Here is a 13,144-nt window from a genome sequence, read left to right on the forward strand (position 1 = left end):
GTTGACTAAGCCGACTTCGCCGGCACTGCCGGATAACAGTCCAGCACGTTGCCAAGGGCGTCCACCAGCGGGCCGAGCCACGCTTCGAACGGCCGCCAGCGTTCCATGCCGCTCGTGTTGAGCGGACGGCGCACCTGCTCTGCGCTTGGCGTGCGCACAGCCCGATCATTCTCATAGAAGCGCAGGGTGGCTTCCTCGAATGGAACCCCAATCGCCTGGAGCATGCCCCGTACCTGCGTTTCGCTGTCGTCGAGCAATGCCTCATGGATCAGGCGGTGCACGGCGCCCGGCATGATCGCGTCCAGGTGCCCCATGAGCCGGACGTACTCGCAATAGTAGAGGCCGAGGTCGCGCAGGTCGTAACTGAATTGCTGGCCGCGCGCGAAGTTCTGCTTGAACACGGAAAAGCAGCAATCGAGCGGGTTGCGGCGCGCGTCGATGATGGTTGCATTCGGAAGCGCCAGCTTGATTAGGCCGGCGTGCAGCCAATTGTTTGGCAACTTGTCCGTGAAGAACGGTCGATCGGTCTTCCGGTAAATGCGGGTGGCTTCAAGATAGTCGCGACCCAGCTGCGCCAGTCGCGCGGGTGCGATGTCGGCCAGCAGGTCGGGGTAGGGGGCGCCCGTTTCCTCCTCCAGGGCCCGCACGAGGGCTGGCATGACCGGCAGCTCCGCCGTGCCTTCGATCTTCGAATGTGACGCAAGGATCTGCTCGACGAGGGTCGAACCCGCGCGGGGCATGCCAACGATGAAGACCGGATCGCGCTCAGGTGCACCGGCATCCGCCATCCGCTGCACGAGGACCGGCGTCAGCACCTCGGTCATGCGATCGACTGACGACCGAATGATCTCCGGGCGGTAACCGGATTGACCATGCCGGATGGCGTTACCGGCCTGGTAGTTACGGAAGCTCAGTTCTGGATCCCGGGCGTCTTCATACGCCTTGCCGAGCGCGAAGTGCAGGTGAAGGCGCCGCTCCTCGTCCAGCGCAGGGCTGGCGTTCAGCTGCGCTTCCATGACCCGCCGGTCCTCGTCGGAGAAGCGGAAGGTTTTGAGGTTCGCCAGGCTCCACCAGACCATGCCATTTCCGGGCTCAAGGACGGCAGCCTTCCGGTAGGCTTCGATGCTTCCGGCCGTGTCCCCCATGGTGTTGCGGACGTGACCAAGGTTCAGCCAGAAACCCGCATGGTCCGGCTCACGGGCAAGTAGCTTCTCGTAAATCTGGGCGGCATGGCGGAACTCGCCGAGCCGACCGAGGCTGGCCGCGGTCTGCCCGATGCCGGCGACATCCGCCCCGTTCATCGACAACAGAATGTCGAGCACGTCCGCAGCTTGCTTCATGTCGCCTTGTTCAATCAGCAGGGTGGCGAGGCGAAGCCGCGCCGAGCTGTAGGTTGGCGCGACCCGAAGCGCATCCTGCAGCAGCGCGATGGCCTGCGGGCGGGCACCCGCTTGCGCGCCGATCTCCGCCAGCATGCGCAAGGCGGCGGCGTCGTCGGGGTGCTCCTGCAGCCAGGGACGGAGCAGGTGTTCGGCCTCGTTCAGCCGGCCTTCCCGGATCGCGACGGCGGATCGCACCAGCGTGGGCTGATGCGCCGCGGCGGCGATCGCGGCCTGGTCCACCGACTGAGCCTCCGCGGTGTCGCCCAAGGCCCGCAACGCGGCGGACAGCAGCCGCAGGGCATCGCCGTCGTGCGGGTCGATGGCGAGCATCTCACGCGCCTGCGCGGCGGCGGCGCGCGGCTGCGTCTCTAGGAGCCTGCGGCCGGCGGCCAGTGCATCAGCGCGGCTGCCGCTGCCGGCGAAGATCACGTCATCGGTCGGAGGTTGCGTGTTCATCGGTCTGCGGATGTTCCGTTGATCCGAGCGGGTCAAACAAAAAGGCCGGCACCTTGCGGTACCGGCCTCCTTGCCAGTTCGATGCGGAGCAGCCTTAGAACTTGGCCACGGCGCCCGCGTAGAAGAAGCGACCACGGTTGGTGTAGATCGCGCTTCCGTCGCCGATGCCGGACAGGCCGAGCGGCGGGTTGGTGTTGAAGATGTTGTCGACGCCCAGGTAGAAATTGAACTGCTTGGTCGCGTCAATCGCGAGCCGCGCGTCGTGGTAGAACGTGCGCGGGTAGTAGCGACGCTCGAACGCGTCCTCATTCTGCGGCGGCCGGCCCTGGTACGAGAAGTAGTTCTCGTAGGAACCGATCGTCATCCGATCGAGGAAGCGCATCTCGTAACCCAGGGTGATCGCCTTGCGCTGAAGGCTCAGCTTCAGGTTGAAGGCATTCTTCGGGTTGCCGAGTTCACCGTTCAACGTGTTGCCGAAGTCCGGGTCGATCGGGTTGAGGAACGACGAGTTCTCCAGTGCGCGGGTGTAAATGAACCGCCCGTTGAAGCGACCGAGCGCGCCGAAGTCGCGGCGGTAGGCCGCTTCCACGTCGATGCCGCGGACCTTCAGCTTCGCGAAGTTCAGCGGAACCACCTGCAGGCTGTTCTCGATGATGCGGCCCGGAATCTCGCCGTTGGGACCGGTGCCGGTGCCCGTGTACCGCTGGAACTGACCGCAGAACTGGTTGTCGATGCTCGTCTGGTCGTAGCAGGCGTTCAGGATCGACTGCGCCGACAGCGACGTGATCACGTTGTTGACCGTGATGTCGTAGTAATCGACGGACAGCGAGAAGCCGCGCATGAAGCGGGGCTGCAGGACACCGCCAACCGTGAAGCTGTCGGACGTTTCCTCACGCAGGTTCGGATTGCCACCCGATTGGAAGCCCAGCGAGCTCCTGTAGACGTAATCAAACGCCGTCGGCACACCCGCAGCGGCGCAGTTGGCGGCGCGATTCGAGTTGAGGTTGCGGAAACGCGCGGCGCACGGATCGTCCACCAGCGAGAAGTTCTGCGACAGTGGGAACGATAGATCGCTCAGGTTCGGAGCGCGAACTGCGCGCGAGTAGTTGCCGCGGAACCGGATGTCCTTGATCGGAGCCCAGTCGAGACCGGCATTGTAGGCGTACACGGTGCCGGTACGGCCCCGGTAGTCCGACGCACGGCCGGCGACGCTCAGGGTCAGCTCGTCAAGGAACGGCTTATTCTTGAAGAACGGGAACCGCAGCTCCGCAAATGCTTCCTTCACGACGAACGCCGGCGAATCCCACTTCGGGATGGCGTTGTAGAAGGACAGTCCCGACTGCGTGAACTCGTCCTGGTCGTAGTAGGCCGTCTCCCGGCGATACTCGCCACCCACGGCGAACCCGATCGGGCCACCTTGGAAGTTGAAGAAGCTTTCGGTGTTACCCGCCAGGAAGCCGGTCAGGTCGAACTGGGTGAGGCGCGACTTGGCCTTGCTGTTCGTCAGCAGGTAATCACGTGCTGCCGCCGTGATGTTGCCGTTGCCGAACAGGTTGATCGGAACGCAGTTCGCGATGTCGCTCGCCAGCTGTGCCTGAGCGAAGGACACGTCAACCGCATCGGCGTAGATCTGGCCAGCAGTCGGGTCGATCTGCGCGCGGCAGACGATCTGGTTGTTGGCCGGGTTCCGAACGGCGTCGATCGCCAGCAGGTAGCGCTGCAGGTTGACGTTGCCATTGATCTGCGTGCGTTCACGGTGCTGGCCGTAGTTGGCCGAGATTTCATAGTTCAGGTTCGAACCAAGGTCACCACGGACACCGGCGACCACGCGATACGTGTCGCGGGTGCCCTTCTCCTCACGGTTCCCCAGTTCCACGGCGTTCTTGTAGAACAGGAAGCCGAAGTCCTGTTCACGGGCGTCGAGGACGCCGTTCGCGCCGGGGTTGCCCTGCGCGTCATAGTAATCGCCGTAGATGTAGTAGTAGGAACCGATGATGTCGCGCGCCTGGTCGGTCAGGTACGGGTTGCGCGAGCTGAACTGCTCACCCGTCGTTGCACCGGTGAAGAACGGACCGCTTGCGTTGCCCAGCGACTTGGTCCGGCTGAACTTCGCTTCGACGAACGGCTTGAACGCATCGCTGATGTCGTAGTGGCCGATCAGGTTGAAGCTGTAGCGGTTGAGCGCTGGCGACAGGCCGGTCTGCGTACCGTCGTTGAAGTTGTCGCCATTGCCGCCGATGAAGGACGCGCTGAACGGCAGGCCGACCTGCGTTCCAGTCTGGCGAGCCAGCGTTCCATCCGGCTGGAAGATGTAGTTGGTGTACTGATCGCCGCCTTCGTAGTTCAGGAAGGTGCCGGCGTTAGTGTAGAAGCCGTTCCGGATGTCGCGGAAGAACACCGCGTCCGGATTGCCGTCGCTGCCGTTGACGGCGCAACCGGCGGGCAGGCCCTGAGCGTCACAGGCCGCATCGTCAGTATCAACGGTAACGAAGCCGCTCACGGTGCGCAGGTTGGGACGGCCGGACGCATAATAATCGTTCTGGCGTGCGAATTCGACGTTGACCGCCACGTTGCCGCGGCCGTCGGCGAAGTTCTGGCCAGCCAGGATGCTCGCATAGTAGGAGCCCGCGTCGCCGTACTTGCTGACGCCGCTTTGGCCGCGGACTTGGACGCCTTCGTAATCCTGCTTGAGGATGAAGTTCACCACGCCGGCAATCGCGTCCGATCCGTAGATGGCCGAGTTGCCGCCGGTCACCGTGTCCACGCGCTCGATCAGGTCGGTCGGGATGGTGTTGGTGTCGGGCGAGTTGGCGTTGTTCAGGATGTCGCCGGGAACGTGGCGACGACCGTTGACCAGCACCAGAGTGCGCTGCGTGCCAAGGCCACGAAGGTCGAGCAGGTTCAGGCCGGCCGTGCCAAGGAATTGGGTGGAGTTCGACTGGCCAAGCGTGCTGCGGAGAGCCGGCAGGTCGTTCAGCGTGTCACCGACCGACACGTTACCAGTCTCAAAGAATTCCTCACCGCCGATCGACGTGATCGGAACGGTGCTTTCCAGGTTCGGACGGCGGATGCGCGACCCGGTGACGACCACGTCCTGCGCAGCGGCGGGCGTCGGCGCCGCGGCCGGATCAGCCGTGGTGACGGCGGTCGTGCCATCGGAGTTCGACACGACGGTGCCCGCCGGCTCATTGCCGTCCGGCTTGGGCGGCGGCACGTCCTGCGCGGTATCGGGCGCTTCGGTCGGGTTGGCGGGGGTTTGCTGGGCGGCGGCAGGCACGGCCAGGCCGGCCACTGCGCCGATAAAGAGCGCGGAACGGAGTGCCGTCGCACTCAGCAGAACATGTTTACCCATAGGAGCTCCACTCGAACGAAATAAGACGCAGTCCAGCCCCCTCGGACCGTAAGCACGCTGAAGGAAGCACTTTTGGCATGCTGATCTCATTTATTGCGCAAGTGTCACCACCCGAACACAGTCAGCCCTAGACGCACCGCGGGCGTGCCACGCCGCCGGTGACCCGACTGGTGCCGCTCCGCGTGGCGAGCCCGCCGCGGCGACAATCTGCCAAGCTGCCGCAGGTTTGCCCCGTGCCCACTCCAGGCGAACCCACCCGCTCACTCGGCATCCCGGGCATTTTGCGCTTTCAACCAACTGCATCCGGGCCCTATGCTCCCGAGCATGGGGCGTTGGTGACGGGGGTAGTCGAGACGAGCTGGGCGGGGTTGCTGCCGCTGGCGCTGGCTGCGGTGTGGTTGCCGCTTGCGGCTTGCCTGTCAGTGATTGCAGCCCGGCGCATGCGGCGAGCACGGTCGGTACTGCAGTCCGCGCGTTCGATGGCTGCGCTGCTCGCAGCAGCGCCGGCGCGCCCCCTGCTCGTTATGCGCGATGGTGCGATCGACGCCGACGCGGCATTCCTGCGTGAGGTCGGCCTGGAGGATGGGGTTGGTCACCTCCAGCAACTCGCGGCAGGGGGGCGCGGGCTCGACGGCGAGGACCTTGCAGCATTGGCGGAGGAACTCAGGTCGGCGGTGCTGACCGGTGCGCGGGTCAGCCGTTCGGTGCGGATCGCGAACTCGGACCGGGTCATGGAGGTGCGCGGTGGTCCTGCGCCACCCCCATCACCGGCCGGCGCCGTGCTTTTGTGGTTCTTCGATACCAGTTCGGCGGAACAGGAGAAGGTCGAGCTCGCCCGGCGACTGAAAGACACGGGCGCGGCCCTCGACGCCCTGACCCACCTCATCGAGGCCGCGCCCTTTCCGATGTGGTATCGGGGCGCGGACCTGAACCTTGGCCTGGTCAACAACGCGTTCGTCACGGCGGTTGAGGCGCCCTCCGCCGCCGCGGTCATCAAGGACGGCATCGAGCTGATCGACGGTCCAGGCAGCAAGGGTGCGAAGGCAGCGGCGCAACGCGCTCTTGCCGACGACCGGCCGTTCTCGCGCAACCAGCCGGCCACAATCGGGGGCGAGCGGCGGATGCTGCGGCTGGTCGATGTTCCGCTGGGCGGCGGTGCGGTGGCGGGGTTCGCCATCGACATCCAGGACCTGGAGGATGCGCGATTCGAGCTGGGCCGCTACATCGAAGGGCAACGCGAGCTGGCGGACCGAATGACGGCCGGAGCAGTCCAGTTCGACCCGGATCGTACCCTCAGCTTCTTCAACCGGCCGTTCGCGATCATGGCTCAGCTCGATCCCGAGTGGCTCGGCGAGAAGCCCGAGTTCGATCGCGTGCTCGAACGTATGCGGGAACAGGGCCGTTTGCCGGAGACCCGCGATTTTCCGCAATGGAAAGCGGAGCGGCGGGGCTGGTTCACCTCGCCAGCGGAGGCGCTGGAGGAGGAGTGGATCCTCACGAACGGCGACCACCTGCGGGTCGTCGGTCAGCCGCTGCCCGACGGTGGCCTGCGCCTGTTCTTCGAGGACCGGACGGAGCAGGTGCGCCTGGCCAGCGCCCGCGACACTCTGCTGCGCGTCCGCACCGCCACCTTCGACAACCTCTTCGAGGGCATCGGCGTGTTCGCCGCGGACGGCCGGCTGTACCTGTGGAACCGCCGGTTCTGCAGCTTCTGGGACCTCGACGAAAGCTGGCTCGGCGAACATCCGCGGGTCGACGAACTGGTACCCGCCATGGCCCAGCGGCTGGTCAATCCAACCGCCGCTGCGCAGCTACGCGAGCTGGTACGGTCGGCGACCAACGAGCGCCGGCAGGGCAGCGGCCGCTTGTCGATGGTCGACGGCAGTCATTTCGAGTTCGCGTCCGTGCCGCTGCCGGACGGCAACGCCCTGTTCACCATGGTAGACGTGACCGACTCCACCCGCATCGAATATGCGCTGCGGGAGCGAACCACGGCGCTGGAGGAGGCCGACCGGGTGCGAACCGACTTCGTTGCCAACATGAGCTACGAGTTGCGCACCCCGCTGACCTCCATCGGCGGCTTCGCGCAGATGCTGGCGGGCGGCTACGCCGGCAAGCTCGCCCCTGCGGCCGCCGATTACGTCGGCGCCATTCTCGAGTCGGTGGCGCGCCTGTCCAAGCTGATCGACGACGTGCTGGACCTGACTCAGGGCGAGCAGCGCGCCGTTACCATCGAGCATGAGCGGATTGATCTGGCCGGTCTCGTCCGCAACACCGTGGAACGAATGGAAGCGGCCGCTCGCGAAAAGGGTCTTGCGCTGAATGCCACCATCGATCCCTCCACCGGCGTGGTGATCGGCGATGCCCGGCGGTTGCGCGAAAGCATCGAGCATGTCCTGCGCAACGCCATCGCCTACACGGACGAGGGCACGGTTACGTTGCACGCCACGGGCGACGACCAGCAGGTGCAGATCAGGCTCAGCGATACGGGCGAGGGCATCGACGGCGACGACCAGCGCCGCGTCTTCGAACGCTTCACCCGGATCGGTGGCACGCACGGCGAAGCAGCGCTTGGACTTGGGCTTCCGCTCACCCGCCAGTTCGTGGAGGCGCACGGCGGGACGGTCGATCTCCAGTCGCGCAAGGGGGAAGGGACGGTGGTGACCATCACGCTCCCGCGCCGGTCGTGATCCTGGTCGATGAGCAAGCGACGGAAGCGGTCGGCCGCCAGCTTGCGCAAGCCTTGCGGCCCGGCGACGTCATCGCCCTGTCCGGCGCCCTTGGGGTCGGCAAGACTGCATTGTCGCGGGCCATCCTCCATGCTGCCGGTCACGACGGTGAGGTGCCGAGCCCGACCTTCGCCATCGTCCAGCCGTACGATGACCTGCCGGTGCCGATCTGGCATTGCGATCTCTACCGGCTGGAGGACCCGTCCGAACTCGACGAGCTCGGACTGGACGGTGGGCTGGACGGCATCCTGCTGGTGGAGTGGCCCGAGAAGGCCGGTGCGGCAGCTTGGCCACAGGCGCTCCGCCTATCGCTCGAGTTCGCGGCTGACGGGCAGCGTCGCTTGACTTGGGAGGTGCCGGCGGCATGGGAAGGGCGATGGCCGCCAGCATGATCCCGCCGCCCGAAACTGACGAGTTCCTCCGCTCGGCGGGGTGGGAGGGCGCCGCCGTGGTGCCGCTTGCCGGGGACGCCAGCTTCCGTCGTTACTTCCGCGTTCACCATGAGGGCCGCCAGGCGGTGCTGATGGACGCGCCGCCGCCGCACGAGGACCCGCGCCCGTTCATCACCGTCGCCGAGTGGCTTTCCCGCGCCGGTCTGTCCGCGCCCGAGATACTGGCGCGCGACCTGGATCGCGGGTTGCTGCTGCTCAGCGACCTCGGTTCCGACCGGCTGCGCGAGCGGCTGGACGAAGCGCCGCATCGCGAGCGCGAGCTGTACGAATTGGCTACCGACGTATTGGTCCACCTCCATCGCCATCCGCCGATGCAAGGATTGTCGCCGCATGGGCTCCGCGAATGGCTGGCAGAACTCGACCTGTTCACCGAATGGTACTGCCCGGCGATCGGTCTAACGGTCGACCGCGCCGGCTACCGCACCGCTTGGGAAGAGGTGCTTGGCCCGGTCGGGGTGGACGGGCTCGGCCCCGTGACGGTGCTGCGCGACTACCATGCCGAGAACATCATGCTGGTAGACGGCCAGGCGGGCGTCAGCCACCTTGGCCTGCTCGACTTCCAGGACGCGCTCGCCGGTCACCCCGCTTACGATCTCTGCTCGGTGCTGGAGGACGCCCGCCGCGACGTGTCGCCTGAGATCGAGCGCGAGATGATCGCCCGCTATGTCGCCGCTACCGGTGCCAGCGCGGCGTTCGAGCGCGCCTACTGGTGCCTCGCAGCGCAGCGCAACACCCGCATCCTCGGCGTCTTCACCCGCCTGTGGAAGCGCGACGGCAAGCCCGGTTATCGCCGCTTTCAGCCACGCATGTGGGGACTGCTGGAGCGCGACCTGACGCAACCCTGGCTGGCGCCGGTGCGCGACTGGTTCGACGCCAATGTGCCGACCGAGGCGCGGGTCGCGCCCTGGCTGGAGGAGGTCGCTTGACCGCCGCAACCGTGACCCGTGCCTTGAAGCTCCGGCCGGAGATCGAGGCATCGGTGCCGCGCACCGCGATGGTCATGGCCGCCGGCTTGGGCAAGCGGATGCGGCCGTTGACCGCCACCCGGCCCAAGCCATTGGTCGAGGTCGCCGGCAGGGCGATGCTCGACCACGTGCTCGACCGGCTGCGCGCCGCCGGCGTCCAGCGTCTGGTCGTCAACGTCCACTATCTGGCGGACTCGCTGGAGGCGCACCTCAAGGCTCATGCCAAGGACCTGGAGGTTGTCATCTCCGACGAGCGCCCTCTGCTGCTGGAGACCGGCGGGGGCTTGAAGAAGGCGCTGCCGCTGATCGACTGCGACCCGTTCCTGGCGGTCAACAGCGACAATTTTTGGGTCGACGGGCCGTCCGACACGCTGAAGCTGCTGGCTTCGCACTGGGACGACCGAAAGATGGACGCGCTGCTGCTGTTGGTGCCCCAGGCGCGCGCCGGCAACCACGGCGGCATGGGCGATTTCCATATGGACGCGGCCGGCCGTTTGAAGCGGCGCACGGCGGCCAAGGTCGCACCATTCGTATATACCGGCATCCAGATGCTGTCGAAGCGCATGCTGGACGACACGCCAGATGGGGTCTTCTCGACGAACATCCTTTGGGACCGGGCGATCGCGCAGGGCCGCTGCTTCGGGGTTGTGCACCAGGGATTGTGGTTCGACGTCGGCACCCCGGCCGCGATCAAGGCGACGGAACAGGCGCTGCGCCTTGGCTGAGACGGGCCGGCCGGCCGTCTTCACCATTGGCGCGCATCGCAGCTTCGCCGATGCGCTGGCGGCGGGACTGATCGCCGAGCACGGCCGCGACCCGCTCGGCCTGGCGCGTGGCCGAATCCTCCTTCCGAACAACCGCGCAGTCCGCACGATGACGGAAGCGTTCGTCCGCGCGAGCGGCGGCGGCCTGCTGCTGCCCCGGCTGATCGCCGTTGGCGACCCGGAACTGGATGAGCGGCTGGGCGGCGCGTTCGAGCCGGCCGACGCCGCGCCGGTGCCGCCGGCCGTGGACCCGCTCACCCGACTGGTCGCACTGGCCAGGCTGGTGCGCGAGCAGCGCGGACCGGAGGCGAGCGCCGCCGAAAGCTTCCGCCTAGCGGCCGACCTCGCCCGCACTCGCGACGCCCTGCTGGTCGAGGAGGTCGCGCCCGAGCGGCTGGCCGAAGCCGTTCCGGAGGAGCTGGCGCTGCACTGGCAGCGCTCCCTTCAGCAACTGCGTGCGCTGCTCGACGCCTGGCCGCGCGAGCTCGCGCGCATGGGCCGGATCGACCTTGCCGAGCGCCGCAACCACCTGCTCCGCGCCACGGCCCGGCGCTGGGCGGAGCGGCCGCCGGAGGGCTTCACGGTCGCCGCCGGGATTACCACCAGCGCTCCAGCCGTCGTGGCGCTGCTGCGGACGGTCGCACAGATGCCGGGTGGAGCCGTGGTTCTGCCGGCGCTGTTCGGCGAGCGGCTGCTGGGCGCCGACGAATGGGACTGGCTCGGCCCCGATCCGGACAGCGGCCGGGCGGACGAGTCTCATCCACAATACCACCTCAAGCGCCTGCTAGACCGGATGGGCGTGCACCGGGACGAGGTGCAGCAATGGCGGCGGGGCGGCCGGGCGGCCTCGCCGGCGGTGCGCGGCCGAGCGATCGCCAACACGCTCAAGAGCGCGCGCTTCACCCACCGCTGGGCCGCCCTCCCGCCCCGCGACCGGCGAATGACGGGCGTAAGGCTGGCCGAGTTGCCCGATCCAGCAAGCGAGGCGCAGGCGATCGCCGTCGCCCTGCGCGAGGCGCTGGAGACACCGGGGCAGACTGCAGCGCTGGTAACCCCGGACCGGGCGCTCGCCGCCCGCGTGTCCGCCTTGCTTGCCCGCTGGGGCATCACCGCGGACGACAGCGCCGGCAAGCCGCTCAGCCAAGCCGCGGCAGGAACCTTGCTGCTCGGCATCGCCGCGGCCGCGGCCGAACGCCTCGCCCCAGTGCCGACCTTGGCGCTGGTCAAGCATCCGCTGGCGGGTGCCGGCAGCGACCGGCAGAAGTGGCTGGAAGCGGCCCGCCTGCTCGACCTCGCGCTGCGCGGACCGCGCCCTCCGGAAGGGCTCGCCGGCCTCGACGCGCTCTGTGCGGAAAAGGATCGCGAGCGAAAGACCCGGGGTTGCGGCCAGGCGTGGGCCGCCATCCGGCCGTGCCTGGAACGCGTTGGGTCCGTGCTCGCCCAGCCGGTCCCGCTGCGACGGCTCGCGGCCGACCTGCGCGAACTCGCGACCGGCATCGCCGGGAACGCCGCCTGGAGTGGTCCGGACGGACGCGCCGCGGCCGAGCTGCTGGCTAGCCTGGAGGAATCCGACGGCGCCGCCGCCATCGAAGTTCGAGCCGACGACGCGGTGCCGCTGCTCCGCCAGCTGCTGGATGCCCAAGCCGTGCGGCCGCCCTACGGCGGGCACCCGCGCATTCAGATTCTCGGCTTGCTGGAGGCACGACTAGTCCAGGCCGACCTGATGATCCTCGGCGGGCTCAATGAAGGCGTCTGGCCCGCCCTGCCGCAGCCCGACCCGTGGCTCGCGCCCGCCATCCGGCGCACGCTCGGCCTTGCGGGGCTGGAGTTCCGGGTCGGCCTAGCCGCGCACGATTTCGCCGGCTTCCTTGGTGCACCGCGCGTGCTGATCACCCGTGCCCGACGGGACGGACGCTCGCCGACGGTCGCCTCGCGCCTGCTGCTCCGGCTGCAAGCAATGACCGGCGGGCTGGCGCGAGACGGACGGCTGGAGCGGCTGGCGGCGGCGATCGACGAGGCCGGTGAGCCCCGGCCCGCGAACCGTCCAGCGCCGTGCCCGCCTGTCGACGATCGACCCCGCCAGATCTACGTCACCGACGTCGATCGGCTGAACGCGGACCCGTTTGCCTTCTACGCCAAGGCCATGCTCAAGCTGAAGTCGCTCGACCCGGTCGACGCCGACGCCACCGCCGCGTGGAAGGGCAGCGCGGTGCACGACGTGCTGCAGCAATGGCTCCAGCAGGACGACTGCAACCCCGCGCTGCTGCTCGACCGCACCCGGGCGCTGCTGGAGCAGGATGAGATCCACCCCATGCTGCGCGCCCTATGGGGTCCGCGGCTGTACGAGGCCATCGAATGGATTGCCGGGCAGCAAGCCGCCAACCAGGCCGAGGGCCGGCGACCGCTGCGGGCCGAGATCGAGGGCCAGGCGCAGCTTGGTCCCGTGCTGCTCAAGGGCAAGGCCGACCGGATCGACCGGCTGGCGGACGGCAGCCTCGCGATCCTCGACTACAAGACCGGCCAGCCGCCGTCGAGAAAGGCGGTGGCGGAAGGCTTCGCGCTGCAGCTTGGACTGCTGGGCCTGATCGCCCGGGCCGGCGGTTTTCCAGAGCTCACCGGGCAGCCGAGAGCGCACGAATACTGGTCACTCGCGAAAAAATCGGGTCGCAAGACCCCCGGCTTCGTCGACGCCGCCGACGGCGGCCAGCCCGACACCTTCCTTCACGCGGCGCAGGAGGCCTTCGCCCGCGCTGCCGCCAGGTGGCTGACCGGCGACGAGCCATTCACCGCCAAGCTCCACCCGGCCTACGCACCTTATGGCGACTACGACCAGCTAATGCGGCTGGAGGAATGGTACGGGCGCGAGTAGCGTCGCTTACTTCTTCCGGGGCTTGCCCGAGCGCGCGTAGAGCAGCGCGGCAACGATCGCCGCGGAGCCTATGCCGACCGCCACCCCGGCCTTGAACTGGCGGCCTTCGCCCTCCGGCTTTTCGGTCTTCTTTGGCTGTTCGGTCATGTCCTTACCCCTGGTCGGTTCGCCGCCG

Annotated in this window: 8 protein-coding genes; 5 read left to right on the forward strand and 3 right to left on the reverse strand. The window is 67.7% G+C overall.

The features are described 5' to 3' along the window. Window positions 1-5 precede the first annotated feature (5 nt). Window positions 6-1,838 carry a tetratricopeptide repeat-containing sulfotransferase family protein gene (locus OMW55_RS04430; RefSeq protein WP_264881137.1) on the reverse strand — a complete coding sequence of 611 codons (1,833 nt, stop codon included), beginning with the start codon at window positions 1,836-1,838 and terminating at the stop codon, window positions 6-8. Between the two features lie 94 nt (window positions 1,839-1,932). Next, on the reverse strand, window positions 1,933-5,190 hold the full coding sequence (locus OMW55_RS04435) for a TonB-dependent receptor domain-containing protein (protein WP_264881139.1): 3,258 nt from the start codon (window positions 5,188-5,190) through the stop codon (window positions 1,933-1,935). Window positions 5,191-5,525: 335 nt separating this feature from the next. Between OMW55_RS04435 and OMW55_RS04440 the strand changes: the two genes are divergently transcribed. The 5 genes from OMW55_RS04440 (at window position 5,526) to addB (ending at window position 12,969) form a co-directional block, all read left to right on the forward strand. Further along, a complete protein-coding gene (locus OMW55_RS04440) occupies window positions 5,526-7,880 on the forward strand; it encodes a sensor histidine kinase (protein WP_264881142.1) in 2,355 nt (784 codons plus the stop codon). Continuing rightward, window positions 7,877-8,311 carry a tRNA (adenosine(37)-N6)-threonylcarbamoyltransferase complex ATPase subunit type 1 TsaE gene (tsaE, locus tag OMW55_RS04445; RefSeq protein ID WP_264881143.1) on the forward strand — a complete coding sequence of 145 codons (435 nt, stop codon included), beginning with the start codon at window positions 7,877-7,879 and terminating at the stop codon, window positions 8,309-8,311. Before OMW55_RS04440 ends, tsaE begins: the two co-directional genes overlap by 4 nt. Beyond that, window positions 8,296-9,297 carry an aminoglycoside phosphotransferase family protein gene (locus tag OMW55_RS04450; protein WP_264881144.1) on the forward strand — a complete coding sequence of 334 codons (1,002 nt, stop codon included), beginning with the start codon at window positions 8,296-8,298 and terminating at the stop codon, window positions 9,295-9,297. Before tsaE ends, OMW55_RS04450 begins: the two co-directional genes overlap by 16 nt. Window positions 9,298-9,365: 68 nt before the next feature. Further along, window positions 9,366-10,061, forward strand: coding sequence for a nucleotidyltransferase family protein (locus tag OMW55_RS04455; protein WP_264882002.1), 696 nt, complete (start codon window positions 9,366-9,368; stop codon window positions 10,059-10,061). Then, entirely contained in the window at window positions 10,054-12,969 is a 2,916-nt protein-coding gene (gene addB / locus OMW55_RS04460) for a double-strand break repair protein AddB (protein WP_264881145.1), read from the forward strand. The genes OMW55_RS04455 and addB overlap by 8 nt, the downstream gene beginning before the upstream one ends. A 6-nt stretch (window positions 12,970-12,975) precedes the next feature. Here addB and OMW55_RS04465 read toward each other — a convergent pair whose 3' ends face one another. Then, window positions 12,976-13,116, reverse strand: coding sequence for a hypothetical protein (locus tag OMW55_RS04465; protein WP_264881147.1), 141 nt, complete (start codon window positions 13,114-13,116; stop codon window positions 12,976-12,978). Window positions 13,117-13,144 lie beyond the last annotated feature (28 nt).

Origin of the sequence: Sphingomonas arvum (genome assembly GCF_026013565.1) — a bacterium.
Taxonomy (GTDB): Bacteria; Pseudomonadota; Alphaproteobacteria; order Sphingomonadales; family Sphingomonadaceae; genus Sphingomicrobium; species Sphingomicrobium arvum.

Coding starts and splice junctions, on each gene's coding strand:
- OMW55_RS04430 (WP_264881137.1), bottom strand. CDS start 1,838: ATGAACACGCAACCTCCGACCGATGACGTGATCTTCGCCGGCAGCGGC.
- OMW55_RS04435 (WP_264881139.1), bottom strand. CDS start 5,190: ATGGGTAAACATGTTCTGCTGAGTGCGACGGCACTCCGTTCCGCGCTC.
- OMW55_RS04450 (WP_264881144.1), top strand. CDS start 8,296: ATGGCCGCCAGCATGATCCCGCCGCCCGAAACTGACGAGTTCCTCCGC.
- OMW55_RS04455 (WP_264882002.1), top strand. CDS start 9,366: ATGGTCATGGCCGCCGGCTTGGGCAAGCGGATGCGGCCGTTGACCGCC.
- OMW55_RS04465 (WP_264881147.1), bottom strand. CDS start 13,116: ATGACCGAACAGCCAAAGAAGACCGAAAAGCCGGAGGGCGAAGGCCGC.